This is a genomic window from Methylobacterium sp. B4, assembly GCF_003201865.1.
GTDB lineage: Bacteria > Pseudomonadota > Alphaproteobacteria > Rhizobiales > Beijerinckiaceae > Methylobacterium.
In genome coordinates this window covers 33,961-58,192 of record NZ_QJJJ01000004.1, presented here as the reverse complement: position 1 = coordinate 58,192, position 24,232 = coordinate 33,961, and the positions used below count along the sequence as shown (strand labels likewise).

The 24,232-nt window shown below is 72.1% G+C and carries 15 protein-coding genes; 11 read left to right on the top strand and 4 right to left on the bottom strand.

What is annotated here, in order from left to right; genetic code table 11:
* Positions 1-15: 15 nt before the first annotated feature.
* Complete coding sequence (gene addA / locus BY998_RS07535) at positions 16-3,456, bottom strand: double-strand break repair helicase AddA (RefSeq protein ID WP_110351026.1); 3,441 nt, start codon at positions 3,454-3,456, stop codon at positions 16-18.
* Positions 3,453-6,602, bottom strand: a complete 3,150-nt coding sequence (gene addB / locus BY998_RS07530; protein WP_110351025.1) for a double-strand break repair protein AddB — start codon at positions 6,600-6,602, stop codon at positions 3,453-3,455. The genes addA and addB overlap by 4 nt, the downstream gene beginning before the upstream one ends.
* A gap of 254 nt (positions 6,603-6,856) precedes the next feature.
* On the opposite strand from addB, the gene cls reads away from it, so the two are divergent.
* Positions 6,857-8,293, top strand: coding sequence for a cardiolipin synthase (gene cls / locus BY998_RS07525; RefSeq protein WP_110351024.1), 1,437 nt, complete (start codon positions 6,857-6,859; stop codon positions 8,291-8,293).
* Here the strand turns inward: cls and BY998_RS07520 are convergent.
* Both BY998_RS07520 and BY998_RS07515 read right to left on the bottom strand, forming a co-directional pair.
* On the bottom strand, positions 8,184-8,963 hold the full coding sequence (locus BY998_RS07520; protein ID WP_110351023.1) for an endonuclease/exonuclease/phosphatase family protein: 780 nt from the start codon (positions 8,961-8,963) through the stop codon (positions 8,184-8,186). The two genes, cls and BY998_RS07520, sit on opposite strands and share 110 nt — an antisense overlap.
* An 86-nt stretch (positions 8,964-9,049) precedes the next feature.
* Positions 9,050-9,841 carry an enoyl-CoA hydratase gene (locus tag BY998_RS07515; protein ID WP_110351022.1) on the bottom strand — a complete coding sequence of 264 codons (792 nt, stop codon included), beginning with the start codon at positions 9,839-9,841 and terminating at the stop codon, positions 9,050-9,052.
* 138 nt (positions 9,842-9,979) lie between these two features.
* Here BY998_RS07515 and BY998_RS07510 point away from each other — a divergent pair, with 138 nt between their 5' ends.
* The 10 genes from BY998_RS07510 (at position 9,980) to BY998_RS07465 (ending at position 24,231) form a co-directional block, all read left to right on the top strand.
* Positions 9,980-10,591 (top strand): nitroreductase family protein, encoded by a 612-nt coding sequence (locus BY998_RS07510; protein ID WP_110351021.1) that lies wholly within the window; start codon positions 9,980-9,982, stop codon positions 10,589-10,591.
* A 36-nt stretch (positions 10,592-10,627) separates the two neighbouring features.
* Complete coding sequence (locus tag BY998_RS07505; RefSeq protein ID WP_110351020.1) at positions 10,628-12,316, top strand: AMP-binding protein; 1,689 nt, start codon at positions 10,628-10,630, stop codon at positions 12,314-12,316.
* Positions 12,317-12,503: 187 nt separating this feature from the next.
* Positions 12,504-13,910 (top strand): adenosylhomocysteinase, encoded by a 1,407-nt coding sequence (gene ahcY, locus BY998_RS07500; protein ID WP_110351019.1) that lies wholly within the window; start codon positions 12,504-12,506, stop codon positions 13,908-13,910.
* 500 nt (positions 13,911-14,410) lie between these two features.
* The gene (locus BY998_RS07495; RefSeq protein ID WP_245421516.1) at positions 14,411-17,029 is read left to right on the top strand and encodes a PAS domain-containing sensor histidine kinase; all 2,619 of its coding nucleotides are present in this window, start codon (positions 14,411-14,413) and stop codon (positions 17,027-17,029) included.
* 208 nt (positions 17,030-17,237) lie between these two features.
* On the top strand, positions 17,238-18,866 hold the full coding sequence (tsaE, locus tag BY998_RS07490) for a tRNA (adenosine(37)-N6)-threonylcarbamoyltransferase complex ATPase subunit type 1 TsaE (RefSeq protein ID WP_110351018.1): 1,629 nt from the start codon (positions 17,238-17,240) through the stop codon (positions 18,864-18,866).
* 33 nt (positions 18,867-18,899) lie between these two features.
* The gene (locus BY998_RS07485; protein WP_110351017.1) at positions 18,900-19,646 is read left to right on the top strand and encodes a nucleotidyltransferase family protein; all 747 of its coding nucleotides are present in this window, start codon (positions 18,900-18,902) and stop codon (positions 19,644-19,646) included.
* A 44-nt stretch (positions 19,647-19,690) separates the two neighbouring features.
* Positions 19,691-20,140, top strand: coding sequence for a tellurite resistance TerB family protein (locus BY998_RS07480; protein ID WP_110351016.1), 450 nt, complete (start codon positions 19,691-19,693; stop codon positions 20,138-20,140).
* A gap of 247 nt (positions 20,141-20,387) precedes the next feature.
* Positions 20,388-22,439 (top strand): ATP-binding protein, encoded by a 2,052-nt coding sequence (locus tag BY998_RS07475; protein ID WP_181425455.1) that lies wholly within the window; start codon positions 20,388-20,390, stop codon positions 22,437-22,439.
* A gap of 131 nt (positions 22,440-22,570) precedes the next feature.
* A complete protein-coding gene (locus BY998_RS07470) occupies positions 22,571-22,774 on the top strand; it encodes a DUF3311 domain-containing protein (RefSeq protein WP_110351015.1) in 204 nt (67 codons plus the stop codon).
* Positions 22,771-24,231 (top strand): sodium:solute symporter, encoded by a 1,461-nt coding sequence (locus BY998_RS07465; RefSeq protein WP_110351014.1) that lies wholly within the window; start codon positions 22,771-22,773, stop codon positions 24,229-24,231. Before BY998_RS07470 ends, BY998_RS07465 begins: the two co-directional genes overlap by 4 nt.
* Position 24,232: the final 1 nt, after the last annotated feature.

Genomic DNA, 24,232 nt, shown 5'->3' with positions numbered 1-24,232 from the left:
TGACGGCGAGGGCGCCTAGGAAACGCCCTCCACCCGCCGCACCACCGGCCCCGAGGTCCAGACCAGCAGGGCCGTGATCGCGTGGCCGGGCCAGATCGCGGCGGCGAGGCGCGCGTAGAGCGCGACTTGGGCCGCCTCGCGCTCCGGCAGGGGCGCGCCGTCGGCGGGTGGGCGGCCGGTCTTGAAATCGCACAGCGTGACCCGGCCCTCCTCCACCACGAGGCGGTCGATGCGGCCGGTCACGTCGCGCGCGACGCCGTCCACGCTGATTCGGCCCGAGAGCGCCACCTCGGCGCGGGCTTGCGCAGAGAAGAGCGCGGCGAGGTCGGGCGCCTCGATCAGCTGCAGCACGGAGCGTACGAGGTCCCAGCGCTTGACCTCGTCCAGGGTCGGCGCACGGGCGCGGGCAAAGCGCTCCGCAGCCTCCGAACGGCGGGCGGGCTCGATGCGCGGCAGGTGTTCGAGCAGGGAGTGAACCAGGGCGCCCCGGCGCCTTGCCTCGGCGTCGCCCTGGCGGCGTCGGGGCTGGCGCTGGCCGTCCGCCGCGCCGAGGGCGCCGGAGGGGCTCAGCGGCGGCGCGGCCTCGCTCTCCGGGGCGGCCGGCGCGAACAGCCAGGCCGGCACCGCCTCCGCCTCGGGCGGCGCCGCATCCCGGGCCGCAGCGGCCAGCGAGGCGGCGGAGCCGTCACGCCAGAGGGTGATCGCCCCGTGGTCGGTCTCGAGGGTCTCGCCGGCACTCAGGCCCCGCTCCAGGCCGATACGCACCATCTCGCACCAGGAGGCCGGCGTTTCCCGCGTCGCCCCACGATAGGGCGCGATCACGAGGTGGTCGGCCGCGCGGGTCATGGCGACGTAGAGCAGACGGTTGTGCTCTTCCCGCGCCCGCGCCTGGAGGGTGGACCGGGCCCGGAGCGTGGCCGCGCAATCCTGCGTACGCCCGCCGGTCCAGACCGGCGGCAACAGGCCGTCGGCGGCGTGGTCGAGGCTGAGCAGCGGCGGGTCGTTGCGGCCGAGCGGCTCGCAGCCGTCGATGACGACGACGACCGGGGCCTCCAGGCCCTTGGCGCCGTGAACCGTCATCACCCGCACCTCGTCCCGGCCGGATTCGAGGTCGCGCTTGACCGAGAGGCCGGACCGGCCGCGGCCGGGCTGCACCACGTAATCGGCGAGGAAGGCGTCGAGGCAGGGTGCGTCGGTGCCGGTCTCGGCCTCCGCGGCCTGGGCCAGGAACACGTCGATCGCGTCACCCGCCTCGCCGCCGAGCCGGGCGACCAAGCGGCTGCGCCCCCCGTGCGGCCCGAGCAGGGCGGCGTAGAAGCCGAACGGGCCGTTCTGCGCCGCAAGCCGGATCCAGAGCCGCAGCGCCTCCCGGCCGCGGATCGCGGCGGCGTCGCCGGCCTCGGCGTGACGGGCGAGGGCGTCCTCCAGCGTCTCTTCGAAGGGCCGGCGTGCGGCGATGCGGGTGAGATCGTCGTCGGTCAGCCCGACCAGCGGGGTCTTGAGCGCAGTAGCCAACGTCAGGTCGTCGGCGGGGAGCAGCCCGGCGCGGCCGACCGCCACGAGGTCGAGCACGGCGATGTGGCCCGCCACCTCCAGCCGGTCCTGGCCGGCCACCGGCACGCCGAGACCTTTCAGCGCCCGGATCACCTCCTCGAAGGCGGCCGAGCGCTTGCGCACGAGGATCAGCACGTCGCCGGGCCGCCAGACCCGGCCGCAGGCGTCGCCCGTCGTGGTCCAGGTCTTCACCGCGCGGGCGATGCGGCGGGCGACGACGATGGCCGGGGCGTTGGCCTCGGGCGCGTCGACGGGCGCGGCCCAGGCATCGGGCTCCTCGGCCTCGGCCGGCTCCTCGATGCACCAGAGTTCGACCGCGCCGGGCACGCCGGCCCGGGCGGAGGCGTGGACCGTGCCCGGCGCGCCCGCCTCGAAGGACAGGCCGGCGAAGTGCTCGGGGACCTGGAAGACGGCATCGACCGCCGCCAGCACGTGGGAGGCGGTGCGGAAGGAGAGCCGCAGGCTCACGTCGGCGAAGTCGTCCTCGGCGTCCCGCGCGGCCCGCTCCCAGGCGCGCCGGGTCAGCTCGAATTCCCGTGGGTCGGCGCCCTGGAAGCTGTAGATCGACTGCTTGGGATCGCCGACGGCGAAGCGGGTGCGGCGCAGGCCCCGCGCGCCCTCGCCCGCGGCGAACTCGGCGGTGAGCGTGCGCAGGATCTCCCATTGCTGCGGGTTGGTGTCCTGCGCCTCGTCGACCAGGACGTGATCGACGCCCCGATCGAGCTTGAACAGGACCCAGGAGGCGCCCACCCGCGAGAGGAGGTCGAGGGTTTTATGGATCAGATCGTCGAAATCGAGGGCGCCGAGCCGGGTCTTCTGCGCCTCGACGCGGCGGTGGATCTCTGCGGCGAGCCGGAACAGACCGCGCGTGCGCGCCAGCGCCCGGGCGGCGCGCAGGCTGTCGAAGAGCGGGACGAGCCGCGCCTGCTCGTCGAGCAGCGCCTGCTTGATCTCCTCCGGGACCGCCTTGGTGCCGAAGGACTTCGCCGCGCGGGGCTCGTCCTTGTCGGTGAAGAAGACCGAACGGTAGGGGGCGAGCGCCTTGCCCGTGCCCGCGTCCAGAAGCGCGTGCGCCTCCACGAGCCCGTCGGCGAGCCGCTCGTCGGTGCTCTTGCCGGTGCGCAGCCGGCCGGCGATCTCGAGCCAGTTCCCGAGAATGCTCCCGCCTAGAATCTCGGCCTCGACGGTCTCGACGCCGACGCCGTCGGCGAGCGCCAGCGCGCCGGGCAAGCGGGCCAAGGCCGGTTCGAGGGCGCGGTGATCGGAGAACAGCGCGCGCGTGCGCATGGCGGTGCGGATCGCGTCGCGCAGCGTATCGCCGGAGGCTTCCGCCCCGACCACCGCGAACGCGTCCGACAGCTCTTGGTCGCCACCGAGGAAGGCGTCGGCCAGCACGTTGTCGGTCTCGATCTCGAAGGCCTCGCGCGACTGGTTCTCGTCGAGCACGACGAAGCGGGCCGGCACGTTGGCCTCGAACGGAAACATGTGCAGCAGCCGCTCGCAGAGCGCGTGCAGGGTCTCGATCTTGAGGCCCCCCGGCGTCTCGACGGCGCGGGCGAACAGGCGGCGCGCCAGCCGCAGGGTGTCGCGGGAGGGCCGCTCGCCGGTGAGTTCGGTCAGTTCCGCGGCCAGATCCGCATCCGCCAGGGTCACCCAGCGGCCGAGCCGCTGGAAGACGCGGATCGACATGTTGGCGGCGGCCGCCTTGGTGAAGGTGAGGCAGAGGATGCGGCCGGGCGGCGCCCCGTCGAGGAGCAGGCGCAGCACCCGGTCGGTGAGCACCTTGGTCTTGCCCGCGCCGGCATTGGCCGAGACCCAGGCCGAGAGGCGCGGGTCGGCGGCCCGGCGCTGGGCGGCCTTGGTGAGGTCGTCGACGGTGAAGCCGGCCAGGGGGGCGTTCACGCGAGGTCTCCTTCACCGGCCAGCGACCATTCGAGGACGCGGGCGAGGTGATCGTAATCGCTGTAGGCGCGCACGTACTGGGCGTAGGGCCGCGACAGGTAGGCCGCCTCGCCCGTCATGTAGCGGGCGATCAGGCCGCGCAAGCGCTCCAGATGTTCTGCGACGATGGCCTCGACCGCGCGCGCGTCGCCCGGCGGCGCCTTCACGGGGATCGGCCGGAACGGCTCGCGCCCGCCCGAGGCGTGCACGTAGAGCAGGTCGGGGGGCGTTTGCGCCTTCAGCCCCTCGAAGGCGCCCTGCATCAGCATCGCCGCCTCCAGCGTGAGCTGGGGCGAGAAGCCGGCGAAGACGGTGCGGTTGCTCGGCGGCGCGCCGGTCTTGAAGTCGACGATGCAGAAGCCGCCATCGGCCCGCGCCTCGATGCGGTCCGCCCGGGCCGAGAGCGTGAAGCTGCGCTCGCCCATCGGGATCACCAGCTTGCCCGAGCGCTCCGCGTGGATGGCGCTCACGCCCCGGCGCTGCTCTGCCTCCCATTCGAGGAAGGCGGCGGCCATGCGCTCGTAGCGGGGAAACCACTCGGCGTAGAGTTCGGGATACTGGTCCTGGAGCGGCCCGAAGGCGTCCAGGGCGATGGCGTAGAGCAGCGTTTCCGCATCCGCCGGCAGCGGGCCGGGATGGGCCTGCGAGAAATCGCCGAGGACCTTGTGAATCAGGCTGCCGCGCTCGGCCGCGCCCGGCACCACGGCGATGGGCTCCAGCGCCTCCAACCCCAAAATATGCCGGGCGAAGATCGAGTAGGGGTCGCGCACCAGGGTCTCGATCTCGGTGACGCTGAGCCGGTCCGGGAACAGGGCCGGGTCGGGCTTGGGCGCGGGGCGTTTCAGGCGCGGCGGCGGCGCCTCGAGACCGCGGTCGAGAATCGCCGCGAGCCCGCGCAGGCGCTGGCCGCGGGTGACCGCCTCGGCCCAGATGCCGTCGCCGCCGAAGGCGCGCAGGCGCTGGAGGAAGCGCGAGGGCACGGTGGGCGAGCCCTCGCGCTTGGCCGCGCGGGTCAGCACGGCGTCATGGCACCCTAAGCCCTGCACGAAGTCGTGGGCGGCCTGCCCGATCCGGCGCTCGGGCGGGCTCAGGCCCACCTGGCCCCGCATCGGCCGGTTGAGGAAGGCGTCGGTGGTCTGCCGCACGGGCCACACCGCCTCGTCGAGGCCGCCGAGCACGATCCGGTCGACGGAGAGGAGACGCGCCTCCAGGGGACCGAGGATGCGCAGGCGCGGATGCGCCGCGCCCTGCGCGCAGGCCACGCTGCGGTCGCGGGCGAGGGTAGTGAAGAAGGCGGCGTAGTCGGAGAACCGGCCCGGCAATTCCTCGAGCGCGGCCGATTCCAGATCGTCGAACAGGGCGTCGAGCGCGTCGAGGGAGGGATCGTCGGTCTCCTCGGCGTCCTCCTCCGTCCCGCCCATCATCCGCTCGCAGGCCTCCCGGTGCCCGGCGGCGAGCCTCACGAGGTTGCCGGTGGCGGGGTGGCGATCCGTGCGGAACGGGCCGAGCGCGATCTCCAGCCGGTCGAGGATCTCCTCCGCCAGATCCCAGTCGATCGGCTTCAGGCGCTTCTTGGCACGGGGCACGCGGCCCGTTCCCCCACGCTGAAGGGCGAGCGCCGCGCGCATCCCGTCGAAGCTGTTCTTCGGGATCGGGGCGGGACCGCGCAGGCCGCCGATCTCCAGGGCGGCCGCGGCCCGCACCACGTCGCTGCGGGGCAGCCCCAGCCGCACGTAAGGGTGGGCGAGCAGCGCGATGACCCGGGCCGGCGCCATCTCGGCGGCCAACTCCGCCACGAGGCGGGCGAAGCGCCCCCCCTGCGAGCGGGCGAGGCTCAGGCCCGCCGAATCCTCCGCCGCGATGCCCCAGCGGGCGAGTTCCGCCGAGACGCGCAGCGCGAGCCCCCGGTCGGGCGTCACCAGCGCCGCGGTGGCGCCGGGCGTCTCCAGGGTCTCGCGGAGCGCCAGCGCGGCGACCAGCGCCTCCTCGCGCTCGTCCGCCGCCTCGACCACGGCGAGCCCCGCCATGCCGGCCCGCGCCAGGGCGAGGCGCTCGCCTGCGTCGAGGCGGGCCCAGGCGTCGGTGGTCTCGGCCGGGCGCAGGGCCTGCGACAGCAGCCGCTCCCGGGCCAGCGCGTCCGGCGGCGGTGCGCCCAGCGTCTCGACGGCCTCGCGCGCGACGGCGAGCCCTCTCGGACCGGTCAGCGCCCGCAGAATCGCCTGCGGATGACCGTGGGCGATCTCGTCGCGGTCGCCGCCCGCGCCGTCGATGGCCTCCCAGCCCTCCGCGTCGAGGTGCAGGTCGAGCCCGGGCAGGACCACGGCGCCGCGGGGGAGGCGGGCCACCGCCGCGATCAAACGGGCGGTGGCCGGCACGGAGCCGGTGGAGCCCGCCACGATCACGGGATCGCCCGGCCGCTCGCGGGCGAGCCGCTCGGCCTCGGCGAGCACGAGGCGGCGGGCGCGGGCGGTGGGATCGGCGAGCGAGCGGGCGGCGAGGATGTCGGGCCAGTGCTCGGCGGCGATCTTGAGGAAGTCGAGGGTGAGACGGAAGTAGCGGGAATGCTCGGCCTCGACCGCCGACGCGATCTCGCTCCAGGGCAGGCCCTCGACGGTGAGCGCGTCCATCAGCCCTTCAAGGTCGGCGGCGAGCGCCACCGCGTCGGCCGGGGAGGAGGGCACGAGGAAGGGCACCTCGTCGTCGATGGGAAGCAGCTCGCGGTCCACCGTCTCCGCCCATTTCTGGACGAGGCGGGCCAGGATCAGGCGGCGCTCCAGGGCGGGAATCGAAGGATGCAGCAGCTCTTCCGGCGTCTCCAACAGGGTTTCGGCGGAGAGGTCGAGTTCCGCCTCGTCAGCCTCGCCCAGCGGAATCATCCGCGGCAGCAGGGCCGCCCCGCCCAGGCGCGCCGCCAGCACCGTCGAGAGCGCCCGCACGGCGCGCTGGGTCGGCAGGTAGAGCGTGACGGAGGCCAGCGCGAAGGGATCGCCGCTCTCCTCCGCCACCCCGCCGACGAGCCGGCCCGAAACGAGCGTCTCGGCGAGCGTCGTCAGGAACGGCGCGCCGGGCGGGATCGTGAAGACGCGGGGGGAGGGGATCGCGGGCATTCTCGAAGGAGGAAACCTGACGTTGGCCGTGCCCGACGATCTGAGGGCAAGAGGGTGAAGGTTTTCGAAAGGCCGGCAGGCCCGCTCCGGCGAAGGAGGCGGTCCGGCGGGCGGTCCGTTCGAGCTTTGTTCTAGCACGGACCGTGGAATTGTGGCGAGCCGCCTGTTCGCCGGGGCCGGCTTGGCCTATTGCGCCCTTCGACCCGCCCGGCTCCGGCCGGGCCGGGACAACAGGCGGGGCGGCAGGCGGACCGGTGGAAGAAGCCTTCATCCGATGGCTCGGCTCGACGGGCGCCATTCGCACCGAGATCGTCGCGGCCATCGGCCTCGTGCTCACGCTCGGAGTCAGCGTCCACGTGCTGCTGCGCAAGCGCGTGGTGGGCGCGGCCATCGGCTGGATCGGACTCGCCTGGCTCGCGCCCGTCTTCGGCACGCTGCTCTACCTCACCTTCGGCATCAACCGGGTCGAGCGGCGCGCCCGCCGGCTGAAGCGGCGGCCCTCGCAGCAGCTCGACGACACGCCGCAACCCTCCGCCCACGTGCCCGAGGCCTACCGCCCGCTCGACCGGGCGGTGCAGACGATCACCGGCCTGCCGACGGTGGCGGGCAACCGCATCGCGCGCTACCGCAACGGCGACGAAGCCTACCCGGCGATGCTGGCGGCCATCGGCGCGGCGCGGCGCAGCGTGGCCCTGTCAAGCTACATCTTTCGCGACGACCGGACCGGCCAAGCCTTCTGCGCGGCGCTGAAGGCGGCGCAGGACCGAGGCGCCGAAATCCGCGTGATCGTCGACGGGATCGGCAGCGGCTACTTCTTCCCCGCCGCGTGGCGCCGCCTGCACCGGCTCGGCGTGCCGGCCGGGCTGTTCATGCACTCCGTGCTGCCCTGGCGGATGCCGTTCCTGAACCTGCGCACCCACAAGAAGCTCCTGATCCTCGACGGTCAGGTCGCCTTCACCGGCGGCGTCAACATCTCCGACGACAACCGCGTCGCGGAAGGGCCGGACTTCCCGATCCGCGACACGCATTTTCGGATCGAGGGGCCGGTGGTAGAGCACCTGACCCAGGCCTTCATCGCGGACTGGCTGTTCGTGAGCGGCGAGGAGCTCGAGGGCGAGGCGTGGCTGCCGCCGCTGGCGCCCGCGGGCGACGTCACCGCCCGGGTCGTCACCTCCGGCCCCGATGCCGACATCGAGAAGATCGCCACCGTCGTCCTGCACGCCATCACCCTGGCGAAGGACTCGATCCGGCTGACGACGCCGTACTTCCTGCCCAACGACCTCATCGTGAACGCGCTCTGCCTCGCGGCGACGCGGGGCGTCGAGGTCGACGTGGTGATTCCCCGCAAGAGCGACCACCGCTACGTCGACTGGGCGACGCGCGGGCATATCGATCCGCTCCTCAGGAGCGGCGTGCGGGTCTGGATCGACGAGCCGCCCTTCGACCATTCGAAGGCGATGGTGATCGACGGCCAATGGTGCTTCGTCGGCAGCGCGAACTGGGATTCGCGCAGCTTCCGCCTGAACTTCGAACTGAACGTCGAGATCTACGACGCCGATCTGGCCCGGGCGCTCGAAGCCTTCATTTCGGGGAAGCGGCAGACCCGGCTGACGCTCGCGGATCTCGACGCCCGCTCGCTCCCGATCCGCCTGCGCGACGCAGCCGTCCGACTGCTTCTGCCATACCTTTGAGCCGTCCCACCGAGGCCGCCCCCTCCGGCGCGGGGGAGAGCCGCACCACGATCGGACGATGGTCGGACAGGCCGCGGGGCAGCACGGCCCGCTCGTGGCAGACGAGGCCGCGCACGAGGCAGCGGTCGAGCCGCAGGGGCAGCACGTCGACCATGGCGTGGGTCGGCCGCCGCGGGCCGACGTCGCGGAAGCCGGGCAGCAGGGCGGGGCCGACGATGTTGTAGTCGCCGAGCACCGCCGCGCGGGCCGGCAGGTGGCTCTCGATGCGCCGCAGCTGCCGCCGATTGAGCACCTGACCGTGGGAGAGATGCACGTTGGCGACGCCGAAATCGCCGCAATCGAGCACCTGGCAGACCCGGTCGATCAGGACGCCCGGGGGCAGGGTGACGATCTCCGGCGGGTTCGGCCAGGGCGTCGGGCTCCACATCGCCAACCCGTGGATGCGCCCCGGCAGCTGCGCCCAGGCATAGGCGCCGCCGACCCTGTCCTTCAGGGCCGCGATCTCCTTCGTGGCCTCCTGCATCAGCAGCAGGTCGGGCCGCTCCTGCTCGATCAGCGTGACGAGGCAATCCACCGCCGCGCCCGTGCGGCGCAGCAGGTTCCAGCTCACGATCTTTTTGGCATCGGGACCGGGCGAGGGGAGCGCGGGAGCGTTGCGTCTCAGGAGCATGAGGCTGGTTCGCGCGATCTCGTGTCGGCTTCGGGGCGGCGGGGAGGCAATGCACGGCGCGAGGATCGGTTCGACCGCTCCGGCTCTCAGCGTCCCTTGCGATCGAGGAAGGCGGCGATCCCGTCTTCCGCGACGCGCGCCAGCATGTTCTGCGTCATCACCCGGCCGGCATGGGCGTAGGCCTCGGCCAGCGGCATTTCCAACTGCTCGTAGAAGGCCCGCTTGCCGACCCGGACGGTGTAAGGGCTGCGCGCCGCGATCCCCGCGGCCAGGGCCTGCGCGGCAGCAAGCGCACCGCCGGCCTCCACCACGTCGTTGACGAGGCCCAGGCGCCGGGCCTCCGCCGCATCCGCCATCTCGGCGGTGAGCAGCATCCGCATCGCCGCCTTGCGCGAGAGGTTGCGCGAGAGCGCCACCATCGGCGTCGAGCAGAACAGGCCGATCTGCACGCCCGGCGTGGCGAACCGCGCCTCGGCCCCCGCCACCGCGAGGTCGCACGAGGCCACGAGCTGGCAGCCGGCGGCGGTGGCCACGCCCTCCACCGCGGCGATCACCGGCTGGGGCAGGGCGGGGATCGCCGTCATCACGCCTGAGCAGAGCGCGAACAGCGCTTCGAACTTCTCCGCGCCGCGGTCGCTCTCGGCCCGGTAGCCGGTCATTTCCTTGAGATCGTGGCCGGCGCAGAAGGCGGGGCCCGCCGCCGCCAGAACCACGGCGCGCACGCTGTCGTCCTCCGACAGCGCCGCGAACGCCTCGCGCAGGGCTTCGAGCAGACGGAGCGAGAGCGCGTTGCGCGCCTGCGGCCGGTTGAGCGTCAGGGTGGCGACACCGTCGCAATCCTCGCGCAGCAGGGAAGGGGCCGACCCGGTCTCGCTCATGGGCATCCTCGCGCCGCTTGTGTCATCCACCCCGTTCTCGCGCGCCATGCGGGGTGCGGCAACGCCAACCCCCTAGCCCGCTCTTGTGCAGTGCCATACGTTGCGCCGCACGAAAGCCCTGCCAGCCCGGAGCCCCCGTTGACGACCGAGACCGCTCGCCCGACCACCCGCAGCCCCGACCACGCCATCGATCCGATCTTCGCCGAGCGCTGGTCGCCGCGCGTCTTCACCGGGGAGGCGGTGCCGGAGGCCGAGCTGCTGCGGATGGTCGAGGCGGCGCGCTGGTCGCCCTCTTCCTACAATTCGCAGCCCTGGCGCTTCCTCTACGCGCTGCGCGACACGCCGGACTGGCAGACCTTCCTCGACCTGCTGGTTCCGGGCAACCAGAAATGGGCCAAGGACACGGGCGCCCTCGTCTTCCTCGTCTCCAGCGAGCGGATGAAGGTCGGTGACGAGTTGAAGCCCTCCGCCAGCCACTCCCTCGATGCCGGCGCCGCCTCGCTCGCTTTCGCGCTTCAGGCCAACCGGCAGGGCTGGCACGTCCACGGCATGGGCGGCTTCGACCGGGAGCGGGCGGTGACGGTGCTGAACGTGCCCGAGCATCACCGGGTCGAGGCGGCCTACGGCGTCGGTCGGGCGACGCCATGGGCGGAGCTGACCGAGGAGCAGCAGGCCAAGGAGCGCCCGAACGCCCGGCGCCCGATCACCGACTTCGCCTTCCGCGGCGGCTTTCCGCAGCGCGAAGGCTGAGGGCGGATCGCGTCGATTCCGACGAGGGGCGCTCGCATTCGGCGCGGCTGTGAGGAAGACGCGGGACCGGCTCACCGCCGCCGCAGGTTCGAGGACATTGCCGTGCCGGAGCCGGCCCCCACCGACGAACGTCTCGTCGCGGATTTCCGCTGGGAGATCCCGGAGCGCTACAACATCGCGAGCGATGTCTGCGACCGCTGGGCGCTGACCGAGCCCGACCGCACCGCCCTCCTCGTGCTCGACGCAGACGACCGCCCCGAGCCGGTGAGCTACGGCCGGCTACGCTCGGATTCGCTGCGTCTCGCCGCGGCGCTCGCCGCGCGGGGTGTCGGAGCGGGCGACCGGGTGGCGGTCCTGTTGCCGCAATCGGTCGCGGTGGCGGTGACCCACCTCGCCGCCTACCGGCTCGGGGCGATCGCGCTCCCGCTCGCCGGCCTGTTCGGCGAGTCGGCCCTGCAGCACCGGCTCACCGATTCCGGCACACGAGCCGTCGTCACCGACGCGGCCGGGCTGGCCAAGCTGGAACGGCTGCGGCCCGATCTGCCGGACCTCGCCACGATCCTGTCCGTCGATGGAGCGTCCGGCGCGGCCGAAGACTTCTTATCCGTCCTCGCCTCCGCGGCGGAGGATTTCGAGACGCGGTCGACCGGGCCCGACGACCCGGCCCTGATGATCTACACCTCCGGCACGACCGGACTGGCCAAGGGCGCGCTGCACGGGCACCGGGTCCTGCTCGGCCACCTGCCGGGCTGGACCCTGATGCACGGCTTCCCGCCCGAGGGGACGGGCCTGATGTGGACGCCCTCCGACTGGGCCTGGGCCGGGGGGCTCCTCAACGTGCTGATGCCGTCCTTACGCCTCGGCATGCCGGTGGTGGCCCGGCCCCACGGCCGGTTCGAGCCGGAAGCGGCCTACCGGCTGATGGCGGATCTCGGCGTCACCCACGCCTTCCTGCCGCCCACCGCGCTGCGGATGCTGCGCGGGCTCGCCGATCCGCGCGAAAAATTCGACCTGCCGCGCCTGCGCAACATTGCTTCGGCCGGCGAGGCGCTCGGGGCCGAGACCTTCGAATGGGCGAGAGCCGCGCTCGGGCTCACCATCGGCGAGGCCTACGGCCAGACCGAGTGCAACCTCGTGCTGGCCTCCTGCGCGCGGGTCGGCGTGGCGCGGGCCGGGGCCACGGGCAAACCGGTGCCGGGCCACCGCGTCGCGGTCCTGCGCGAGGACGGGACCGAGGCGGATGCGGACGAGACCGGCGAGATCGCCGTGCGCGCGCCCGATCCCGTCCTGTTCCTCGGCTACTGGCGTCAGCCGGAGGCGACCGCGAAGAAATTCCGCGACGGCTGGTGGATGACCGGCGACCGGGCGCGCCGCGATGCGGACGGATACATCCGCTTCGTCGGCCGCGAGGACGACCTCATCACCTCGGCGGCCTACCGGATCGGCCCGGCGGAGATCGAGGCCTGCCTCTGCGCCCACCCGGCGGTGGCGCTCGCCGCCGCCGTGGGCGCGCCCGACCCGCTGCGCACCGAGGTCGTGCGGGCCTTCGTGACCCTGCGCGAGGGGTTTTCACCCTCCGAGGCGCTCGCCGCCGAGATCCTGGCCTTCGCCAAGGCCCGGCTGTCGGCTCACGAAGTGCCGCGCACGCTCGTCTTTCGAGACAGCCTGCCGATGACGACGAGCGGCAAGATCGTCCGGCGGCAGTTGCGGGACGAGCCGGCGTAGGGCCGGAGGCCCGCATCGCGGGGAGCGCCGCCAGCCTGGAATTAAACGCATAAAGACATCTTTATGTCTTGATTGCTCCCTAGGCCACGCCCTGCTACAGGGATGGCCGACCCGGCCGGGTGAACCGACCGACGCGCCGGAACGACTGGCCGTTTCGCGCCGGCCACGACTGAAAAGGGATACCGAGATGGCAGCTGCCAACGATTACATCGTCCGCGACATCGGGCTGGCCGATTACGGCCGCAAGGAGATCTCGATCGCCGAGACCGAGATGCCGGGCCTGATGGCGACCCGCGCCGAGTACGGCGCCAGCCAGCCGCTCAAGGGCGCCAAGATCGCCGGTTCGCTGCACATGACGATCCAGACGGCGGTGCTGATCGAGACCCTGAAGGCCCTCGGCGCCGACATCCGCTGGGTCTCCTGCAACATCTACTCGACCCAGGACCACGCCGCCGCCGCCATCGCCGCCGCCGGAATCCCGGTCTTCGCCGTCAAGGGCGAGACCCTGACCGAGTACTGGGACTACACCTCCAAGCTGTTCGACTGGCATGACGGCGGCATGCCGAACATGATCCTCGACGACGGCGGCGACGCCACCATGTTCGTCCACCTGGGTCTCCGCGCCGAGAACGGCGACACCGCCTTCCTCGACAAGCCGGAATCCGAGGAGGAGGAGGTCTTCTTCGCGCTCCTGAAGAAGAAGCTCGCCGAGAAGCCGAAGGGCTGGTTCGCGGGCCTGGCCGACGCGATCAAGGGCGTCTCCGAGGAGACCACCACGGGCGTGCACCGCCTCTACAACCTCGCCAAGGAGGGCAAGCTGCTCTTCCCGGCGATCAACGTGAACGACTCGGTCACCAAGTCGAAGTTCGACAACCTCTACGGCTGCAAGGAGTCGCTGGTCGACGGCATCCGCCGCGGCACCGACGTCATGATGGCCGGCAAGGTCGCCATGGTCGCGGGCTTCGGCGACGTGGGCAAGGGCTCGGCCGCTTCGCTCCGCAACGCCGGGTGCCGCGTGCTCGTCTCCGAGATCGACCCGATCTGCGCCCTGCAGGCGGCGATGGAGGGCTACGAGGTCGTCACCATGGAGGAGGCCGCTCCGCGCGCCGACATCTTCGTGACCGCCACGGGCAACAAGGACATCATCACGATCGAGCACATGCGGGCCATGAAGGACCGCGCGATCGTCTGCAACATCGGCCACTTCGACAACGAGATCCAGGTCGCCGGCCTGAAGAACCTCAAGTGGCAGAACATCAAGCCGCAGGTCGACGAGATCGAGTTCGCCGACGGCCACCGCATCATCCTCCTCTCGGAGGGCCGCCTCGTGAACCTCGGCAACGCGACGGGCCACCCGTCCTTCGTGATGTCGGCCTCGTTCACCAATCAGACACTCGCCCAGATCGAGCTCTGGACGAACCCGGGCAAGTACGAGCGTCAGGTCTACACCCTGCCCAAGACCCTCGACGAGAAGGTCGCGGCGCTGCACCTCGAGAAGATCGGCGTGAAGCTCTCGAAGCTCCGCCCCGATCAGGCCGCCTATATCGGCGTGTCCCAGAGCGGCCCGTTCAAGCCCGAGCACTACCGCTACTGAGCGATCCCGGCCTCCGGACACCCGGGCCGCCTCCCCGGCAGCCGGGGCGTCGCCCGGAGCCCGAACGATCACCAGAGCAGATTCGCGAGGAAGCCCGGCCCCAGGCCGGGCTTCTTTCGTTGATGCCGGGCACTATCGACGGCGCGGCGGTCGCAGCATCCTCTGACGAGCGGCAACCCTCGTCGTGCGCTCGTCGCGCGAATTCTGCGACGATTGGCTCACCATTGCGCTGGGCGGCCCGAAAAGATCGTCAAGTCCTCATTCCGGTGGTGTGGCTTTTGTGCGCTGTACGGCGCCGGAATGCGAAGCGAGGGCGTTCAGGGGCAGAAAGGCGCTTCCAGCCGGATTCGACCCCGCGTTACAGTGGCACGAATCCTCGGAGCGGGTGACCCGCGCGTCGGCGCCAAGCCGGACGCGACGGCGATCCTTTGGCCGGTTCGACCCTCGGTTTGGCACCGAGGGCGCGGGCGGCCGGGTTCGGGTTGGTGGGGGACGGGAACATGGGTCTGGAGCGGGCGGCGCGCGCCCTGCCGCGCTTCGGCATCCTCGCCGCCGCGGCACCGGTCGCGGCGCTGGCCGGGGGCCTTCCGTCCATCGAAGCGAGGCCGATGCTGGGACCGATGCAGACGCACAACGTTGCCGGCCTCGCCGTCATCCTCGGCCTCGTCCTGTTCGCGACCATCCTGTCGCTGGTCTATCTGCGCGAGCGCGTGGGCTGGCTGCGCAAGGAACGCGCGCTGCAGGACGAACTCGCCCGCCTCGACGGCGCGCACGATCAGGCCGAGATGCTGCTCCACGCCGAGCGTCAGGTCATCGTCGCCTGGGCCGGGCGCGGCGAGCCGATGATCGTCGGCGATGCGGGCTTCGCTCAGGACCTCCGCAATCAGGATCCGCGGGGCCAGGACGCCGCCTTGCGCGGCCACGAGGGCGGCGTGCGGCGCCTGCTCGCCTTCGGCACCTGGCTCACCGCCCAGGACGCGCAGCTCCTCGATTCCGCCGTCGCCGCCCTGCGCGAGCGCGGCACCGGCTTCCGGATGAACCTGCGCAGTCTCGCCGGCCGCTTCATCGAGGCTCAAGGGCAGGCCGTGAGCGGTCGGGCGCTGCTGCGCCTGCGCGAGACCACGGAGGAGCGGCGCGAGCTGATCGAGCTGCGCCACACGCTGGAGGAGGCCAAGCGCGGCCTCTCGGCGCTCGCCGGATTGCTCGACGCGCTGCCGCAGCCGGTCTGGCACCGGGGCACGGACGGGAGCCTCGCCTTCGTCAACGCCGCCTACGCCGCCGCCGTGGAGGCTCCGAACCGCGAGGCGGCGCTGAGCCAGGGCCTCGAACTGATCGACCGGCCCGCCCGCGAGCAGATCGCCCGCCAGCCGGGACGACCGGGCCTGATCGGTCAGCCCCTGCGCCTCTCCGCGGTGGTGGCCGGCGCCCGCCGCACGCTCGACGTGACCGAGAGCGCCCTCGACAGCGGCCGGGTCGGCATCGCCGTCGACGTCTCGGAGCTGGAGAGCGTGCGCGCCGACCTGCAGCGGCAGATGGACGCCAACGTGCGCACCCTCGACCAGCTGCCGACCGCGGTCGCGATGTTCGACGCGCGCCAGCGCCTGATCTTCCACAACGCCGCCTACCAGCGCCTGTGGGACCTCGACCCCGCCTTCCTCGAAGGCCGCCCGCTCGACGGCGAGATCCTCGATCGCCTGCGCGGCGCCCGCAAGCTGCCGGAACAGGCCGATTTCCGCTCGTGGAAGGCCGACGTGCTGGCCGCCTACCGCGCGGTCGAGCCGACCGACACGCCCTGGTACCTGCCGGACGGGCGCACGCTGCGCGTCGTCGCCGATCCCAATCCGCAGGGCGGCCTGACCTACCTCTACCACGACGTCTCGGAGAGCATGAAGCTCGCCTCGCGCTACGACGCGCTGATGAAGGAGCAGGCCGAGACCCTGGAGGCCCTCAAGGAGCCGGTGGCGGTGTTCGGTGCCGACGGGCGCCTGACGGTGGCCAACCGCGCCTTCGCCGCGACCTGGCGGCTCGACCCCGCGACGCTCGCGGGCAAGCCCCACGTCGATGCCGTGATCGCCGCCTGCCGGGCGCTGACGCCGGACCAGGGCGCCTGGGCCGGCATCCGCCAGTCGATCACCGGCCTTTCCGAGACCCGCAGCAGCCATGCCTGCCGCCTCGACATCAGCGACGGCACCGTGCTCGACTGCTCCTCGCAGCCCCTGCCGCTCGGGGCCACGCTGCTGACCTTCATCGACGTCACCGCCAGCGCCAACGTCGAGCGGGCGCTGACCGAGAAGAACGACGCCCTGGAGCGCGCCTCGCAGCTGCGCGACACCTTCGTCCACCACGTTTCCTACGAGCTGCGCTCGCCGCTCACCAACATCATCGGCTTCACCCAGTTGCTGGGCGACGAGACCGTCGGCGCGCTCAACGAGCGCCAGCGCGAGTATTCCGAGCACATCATGCGCTCCTCGGCGGCGCTGCTCGTCATCATCAACGACATCCTCGACCTCGCCTCGATCGATGCCGGCTCGCTCGAACTCCAGCGCGAGACCATCGATGTGCGCGCCACCGTGGAGGCGGCCGTGCGCGGCATCGAGGACCGGCTGGCGGAATCCGACATCCGCCTCGATCTCGACGTGCCGGAGGGCGTCGGCAGCGTCTTCGCCGACGGCAAGCGCGTGCGCCAGATCCTGTTCAACCTGCTCTCCAACGCGGTCGGCTTCTCCGAGCCCGGCCAGCAGGTCCGCGTCGAGGCGCGGCGCGAGGGGGCGGAGCTGAAGCTCACCGTGACCGATCGCGGCCGGGGCATCCCGCCCGAGGTGATCGACCGGGTGTTCGACCGCTTCGAGAGCAACACGCTGGGAACCAAGCATCGCGGCGTGGGCCTCGGCCTCTCCATCGTGCGCTCCTTCGTCGAGCTGCATGGCGGCCGCGTCGAGATCCGCTCCGTTCCCGGCAGCGGCACCCGGGTGGCCTGTCTCTTCCCCGTTGAGCCGGCCCCGGGTAGCGGGCGGCTTGCCGATCTCGACCATGTGGATGACGGGGCGCGGGGTGCGCCCGGAGCCGGGGCGAAGCTGGTCGCCCGTTCCGCGGCCGCCAATCTCGACGCCGCCGAATAGGCTGCGCCGCGCGTCGGCCGGGCGCCGGGGTCTCACGCCGGGCGCCGGAAACGGTTAAACATCCCCTGCTACGATCGGCCCGGTTTGGGGGACCGCATCAGGCTCCCGTTCATCGGGAAACCCGCCGCCGGGTGCGGCGGGTCGGGCGTGAGGGACGCCGCGTGCCGGTCCGAGGGACCGGATCGCGGCTTGGCGGAGGGTTGAGGCGGTGAGCGACGATCGGGACGGCACGGCGGAGAACCCGCAGCCCGGCCAATCGCCGAATGAGGCTCAGCCGCAGCCCGCGCCGCGGCGGACGGCCTGGGAGGTGCTGCTGCCGGAGGAGGGGGCCACGGAGGACATGGCCGCCTTCCTCGCGGGCTTCCTGCGCCCCGGGGACATCGTCGCCCTGTCAGGCGGCCTGGGGGCCGGCAAGACCACGCTCGCCCGCGCCATGATCCGCGAACTCGCGGGCGATCCCGCGCTCGAAGTGCCGAGCCCGACCTTCACCCTGATGCAGCCCTACGAGACGCGCTCCGGCCGCACCGTGCTCCATGCCGACCTCTACCGGCTGCGCGGGCCGGACGAGCTGGTGGAACTCGGCTTCGACGAACTCTCCGAGACGGCGATCACCCTGGTCGAGTGGCCTGAGCGTCTGGGCGTGCGCGACGCGCCGACGCTGACCGTCGAACTCTCGCTGCGGGCGGAGTACGGCGAGCAAGCCCGACTCGTGCGGATCGACGGCAGCCCGGACATGCGCGAGCGCCTCGCCCGCGCCCGCGCCATCCGCAGCCTGCTGGCCCGCAGCGGCTGGGACGAGGCGGACCGCCTGCACATGCAGGGCGACGCCTCGTCGCGCGCCTACGAGCGGCTGGTGAAGCCGAGCGGCGAGAAGGCCGTGCTGATGATCGCGCCGCCCCGTCCCGACGGGCCCCCGGTCAAGGACGGCAAGCCCTACAGCGCGATCGTCAAGCTCGCCGAGAGCGTCCACGCCTTCGTCGGCATGGACCGGGCGCTGCGGGCGATCGGCCTTTCGGCCCCCAAGATCCTGGGCGAGAACCTCGATGCGGGCCTGCTCATCCTCGAGGATCTCGGCGCCGAGCCGGTCACCGAGAACGGCGCGCCGCGGCCCGAGCGCTACGCCGAGGCCGTTCGGCTGCTGGCCAAGCTGCACGCCACCGATTTGCCCGCCGCCGTGCCGGTGAGCGAGGGGATCGACCACGTCATCCCGCCCTACGACCTCGAAGCCCTGCTCTTCGAGGCCGAGCTGATGCCGGAATGGTACGCGCCCGCCATCCGCGGAACGACCCTCCCGCCAGAGGCGCGCGGCGCCTTCCTCGATCTCTGGGCCGAGGCGCTGCGCGAACTCCTGGCCGAGCCGCCGACCTGGACCCTGCGCGACTACCACTCGCCCAACCTGATCTGGCTGCCCGAGCGGACGGGCCTGGAGCGGGTCGGCGTGATCGACTTCCAGGACGCGGTGATGGGCCACCCGGCCTACGACGTGGCCTCGCTGCTTCAGGACGCGCGCGTCGATGCCAGCGCCGATTTCGAGCTGCGCCTGCTCGGCCTCTACATCCGCGAGCGCCGCTCCCGCGACATCGGCTTCGACATGCAGGCCTTCGCCCGCGCCTACGCGGTGCTGGCGGCCCAGCGCGCCACCAAGATCCTCGGCATCTTCGCCCGGCTCGATCGGCGCGACGGCAAGCCGGGCTACCTCGCCCACCTGCCGCGGATCGAGGGCTATCTCGCCCGCAACCTCGCCCATCCGGCGCTGGCGCCCCTGCGCGCGTGGCACGAGACCCATCTCCCGAGCCTCGTGGCACAGCGGCCGGACGCCGCGCCCGCCGCGCCTTGAGCCCCACCTCCCAACCGGATTCCTCGACGCGGCATGAGCGCTGAACCGAACTCCAGGACGATCACCCGCGCCTTCGTGCTCGCCGCGGGCTTGGGCAAGCGCATGCGCCCGGTCACGGCGACGCTGCCCAAGCCCCTGGTCGAGGTCGCCGGCAAGGCGCTGATCGACCACGCCCTCGACCGGGCGGCGGAGGGCGGCATCGAGACGGCGGTGGTCAACGTCCACTGGCTCGCCGACCTGATGGAGGGCCATCTCGCCCGCCGCACCGCTGCGCCGCGCATCGTCCTCTCCGACGAGCGCGCGGCGTTGCTGGAGACCGGCGGCGGGGTGAAGAAGGCGCTGGCCCATTTCGAGGGCGAGCCCTTCGTGGTGTTCAACTCGGACTCGTTTTGGCTGGAGGGGCCGCGGCCCAACCTCAACCGGCTGATCGAGGCCTGGAACCCGGACACGACGGACATCCTGCTCTTGGTCGCCCCCACCGCTACGAGCCTCGGCTACGACGGCGCCGGCGATTTCGACATGGATTCCGACGGCCGTCTCGCTTGGCGGGGGGAGCGCGAGGTCGCGCCCTTCATCTACGCAGGCGTTGCGATCCTGAAGCCGGAGCTGTTCGCCGACACGCCGGACGGCTCCTTCTCCCTGACCCTTCTGTTCGACCGGGCGGCGCGGGCCGGCCGCCTCCAGGGCCTGCGCCTCGACGGGCAGTGGCTCCATGTCGGCACGCCGGAGGCGATCGACGCGGCCGAGGCGCGGGTACGCGAAAGCGCGCGGATCGTTTGAGCGGCGCATCCGTTGTCGGTGCCGACGCCAGGATTTTCGAGACGATGGGCTTTCTCAACGACACGGTCGAGCGGTTCCGCACGACGCTCAAGGCCTATGCCGGCGACGAGACGCTGATGCAGGCGGCGGTCTCGGCCTGCGCCAACGTCGCGGTCGCCGACGGCGAGCTGATGACCGAGGAATTCGAGACGGCGCTCGAGGGGATGCGGGCCAACCCGATCCTGGAGAAGGGCTACGACGCCCTGATGCTGGAGCACGCCTTCTACGAGGGGCTCGGCCGCGCCCGCACCCGCGCCGGCCGCGCGGAGAACCTCGTGCGGATCGCCGCCATCGCCGGGCGGCCCGAGGAGCAGCGCCGCAGCGTCTTCCTCCTCGCCGCGGACGTCGCCGACCACGAGGGCATCGGCCGCGAGGAGGATGCGGCGCTGGCCGAGGTGGCCGGCGCCCTCTCGCTCGACAAGGCCGGGCTGCTCGCGCGCTTCCCGGAGCTGTGAACCGGCGTCCGGTCGATCGCCTCGGGTTCCGCCTCTTTCCGTCCTCGCCAGCGTCAGCGACGCAATCCAGCGGCTTCGCCGCGCAATGACGGGAAGAGGCCGAACGGATCCTCCGGAGGTCGTTCGAGTCCGCGCTTTTCGGGGATTCCGGTCATCCGCCCTTAAGGCTCTTTCTCAAGCGCCGCTTCACGCGCCCCTGTCACTCTGCGCGTTCGAGACGCCGGATGCCCGGCGGGCGGAGTGCGTGATGCAGCCGATGACCCTGGCGGTGACCGTGATGGGCCTGAGCGTGGCGGTGGCCATGCTGGCGCTGATCCTGGTCTCACTCCGCCGCCACGAACCCGTCGTCCAGGATTCGGACATGACGGAAGCGCTCCAGGACCGGCTCTGGCAGATCGCCGAGAGCGAGGAGCGCTACCGGGTGCTGGTGGAGGCCACCACCCAGGCGGTGGTGCAGCGGGACGGGCAGGGGCGCATCACCTTCGCGAGCGAGGGCTTCGCCGCCCTGCTCGGCCTCCGGCCCCTCGACCTGATCGGCTCGACGCTGACTCCGCAGGTGGTCGAGCGCGGCGCGGTCGAGCAGCGGCCCGACGGGGTGCGGGTGGTCGAGGAGCGGCTGGTGCCGGTGGACGGCGTGCCGCGCTGGTTCTCCTTCGTCGAGATGCCGGCGGCGGGCAGCGAGGGCAGCCCGAACTGGCTGCGGGCGGGCAAGGACGTGACCGAGCGCGTCGAGGCGGTGCGCTCCCTCGACGAGGCGAAGAGCCGGGCCGAAGCCGCCAACGTCGCCAAGTCCCGCTTCCTCGCCACCGTCAGCCACGAGTTGCGCACGCCGCTCAACGGCATCCTCGGCATGGCCGACCTCCTGCTCGACACCCGCCTCGACCCGGAGCAGCGCACCTACGTCGAGTCCCTGCGCACCAGCGGCAAGGCGCTGCTCGGCCTCGTGGACGGCATCCTCGACTTCTCCCGCATCGAGGCGGGCCGCCTCGACCTCGCCGCCGAACCCTTCGACGTCGCCGCCCTGGTCGAGGGCGTGGTCGAACTGTTGGCACCGCGCGCGCAGGACAAGGGCCTGGAGATCGCCCTCGACATCGCCGACGACCTCGTGGCCCTGCGCGTCGGCGACGCCGACCGGGTCCGGCAGATCCTGCTCAACCTCGCGGGCAACGCCATCAAGTTCACGCAGAGCGGCGGCGTCGGCGTGAGCCTCGCCCGTGCGGGGGAGGGCTTCAGCCTCACCATCGAGGATACCGGGCCGGGCATGGCGGAGGAGCGCATCCCGATCCTGTTCGAGGAATTCGAGCAGGGCGACGACAGCGCCAGCCGCCGCCACGAGGGAACCGGGCTCGGGCTCGCCATCACCCGCCGCCTCGTGGAGCGCATGAACGGCACGATCGAGGCGCGCTCGACGCTGGGACGCGGCTCGACCTTCCGGGTCGTGCTGCCGCTGACCGCCTCCGACGGGGCGGAGGCGCCCCAGCCCGCGCCGCATCTCGCGTCGCGAAAGATCCTGATCGTGGCGGCGTCGCCCTTCCAGGCCACCTTCCTGGCCCGGCGGCTGGCGCGCTGCCGCGCGGCGGCCGTCGTCGTCGACAGCGCGGAGGCCGGCCTCGACGCCCTGGCGGGCGCCTCCTTCGACGCCTTGATCGCCGACCGCAGCCTCGGCGACGGCGCCGTGCGGGCGCTCGCGGCGGAGGGCAAGCGCTGCGGCGTGCGCTGCAGCCTGATCCTGCTCTCGCCCTTCGACCGGCGCGAGTTCGGAGCGCCCAACGCGGCGGGCTTCGACAGCTACCTGATCAAGCCGGTGCGCGCCCGCTCCCTGTTCGACCGCCTGCTGGAGCCGCGGCCCGCCGCCGCGGCCGGCTCGGCCGCGCCGTCGAGCGAGCCGGCGCCGGCGCGGGTCGAGGTCGCGGTACCCGGCCGGCGCGTGCTCCTGGCCGAGGACAATCCGATCAACGCGCTCTTGGCCACCAAGGCGCTGGAGCGGCTCGGCGCGCAGGTCACGCTCGCTCGCGACGGGCTGGAGGCGCTGGCGCTGATCGCGGACGCGCCGCGCTTCGACCTCGCCCTGATCGACATCCGCATGCCGGGCCTCGATGGCCTGGAGACCGCCCGCCGCATCCGCGCCCGCGAGGCCGAAGCCGGTGCCGCCGCCCTGCATCTCGTGGCGCTGACCGCCAATACCGGGCGCGAGGACGTGGCCGCCGCCCATGCGGCGGGCTTCGACGGATTTCTCGCCAAGCCCCTCAATCTGCGTGCTCTGCCGGGACTTCTGGGGCGCCGCGCCGAGGCTGCGTGAACACGAAAAGCGGCCCTCATCCCTCGCCCTGGCGCGGATTCTGCCTCATGGTCCGCCCGTCGAGCTGACGGGACGCGCATGACGGGACTGAACGAACGATCCATCGGGCAACGGCCGGGGAGGGTCCGGCCATGAAGCAGCTTCGATGGCTCGCGGCCCTGCCCGCCCTCGGCATGCTGGTGGGACCGTTCGTGTTCAACCGGGTCGAGCCAATGGTGCTCGGCATGCCCCTGCTGCTGGCGTGGCTCGTCGCCTGCACGGTGGCGACCTCAGGTATCATGGGGCTGATTTACCTCACCGATCCGGCCAACCGCGAGCCGGAGGAAGACGCATGAACGCGGCGCTTCCGATCATCGCGCTCGCCGTCGTGGTGGCGCTCGGCCTCGGCCTTTGGGCCCGGGCCGGGCATACCATGGACATGGAGCAGTGGAGCGTGGGCAAGCGCGGCTTCGGCACGCTGCTCGTCTTCCTGCTGATGGCGGGCGAGATCTACACCACCTTCACCTTCCTCGGCGGCTCGGGCTGGGCCTACGGCAAGGGCGGGCCGACCTACTACATCCTCTGCTACCTCACCCTGATCTACGTCATCTCCTACTGGATCCTGCCGCCCGCCTGGCGCTTCGCCAAGGAGCGCGGGCTGTTCTCGCAGCCGGACTACTTCGCCGCGCGCTACGACAGCAGAAGCCTCGGCATCCTCGTGGCCCTGGTCGGGCTGGTGGCGCTCGTCCCCTACATGGTGCTCCAGCTCAAGGGCCTCGGCATCATCGTCGCCACCGCCTCCTACGGCGTGATCTCGCCGACTCTGGCCGTCTGGATCGGGGCGGGCACGCTCACCGTCTACGTCATGGTCTCGGGCGTGCGCGGCTCGGCCTGGACCGCGGTGCTCAAGGACTTCATGATCCTGTTCGTGGTGATCTTCCTAGGGATCTATCTCCCGTATCACTATTACGGCGGCATCGGCCCGATGTTCGAGGCCATCGACACGGCCAAGCCCGGCTTCCTGGCCCTGCCGGACCGGGGCCAGAGCGCGACGTGGTTCGCCTCGACCACGCTGCTCACGGCACTCGGCGGCTGGATGTTCCCGCACATCTTCGCCTCGATCTACACCGCGAGCGACGAACGCACCTTCCGGCGCAACGCGGTGTTCCTGCCGCTCTACCAGCTCATGCTGCTGTTCGTGTTCTTCGCGGGCTTCGCCGCCGTGCTGCAGGTGCCCGGCCTGACGGGGCCGGACGTCGATCTCTCGCTGTTCAAGATCGCGCTCCAGACCTTCCCGCCGTGGTTCGTCGGCATCGTCGGCGCGACCGGTGTGCTGACCGCCCTGGTGCCGGGCTCGATGATCCTGATCGCGGGGGCGACGCTGATCGCGCAGAACCTCTACCGACCGCTGGCGAAGAATGCGACCGACGCCTCGACGGGCCGGCTCGCCAAGGGGATCGCACCGCTGCTCGCGCTCGCCTGCGTCGGCTTCACCCTCTACGGGGGCGAGACCATCGTGCAGCTCCTGCTGATCGGCTACGCGGTGGTCACGCAGCTCTTCCCGGCCTTCTTCTTCAGCCTGTGGCCGAACAACCCGCTCACCCGTGCGGGGGCGATGGCGGGCATCCTGGCCGGCGTGGCCGCGGTGGCGGTCACGGTGGTCGGCGGCTACACGCTGGCCAAGCTGTTCCCCGGGCTGCCGGGACCGGTCCAGGATCTCAACATCGGCGTGGTGGCGCTCGCCCTCAACCTCGCGGTCGCCTTCGCCGTCAGCCTCGCCGGCGGCGGGGCGCGGCGGACGGTCCGGACCTGAG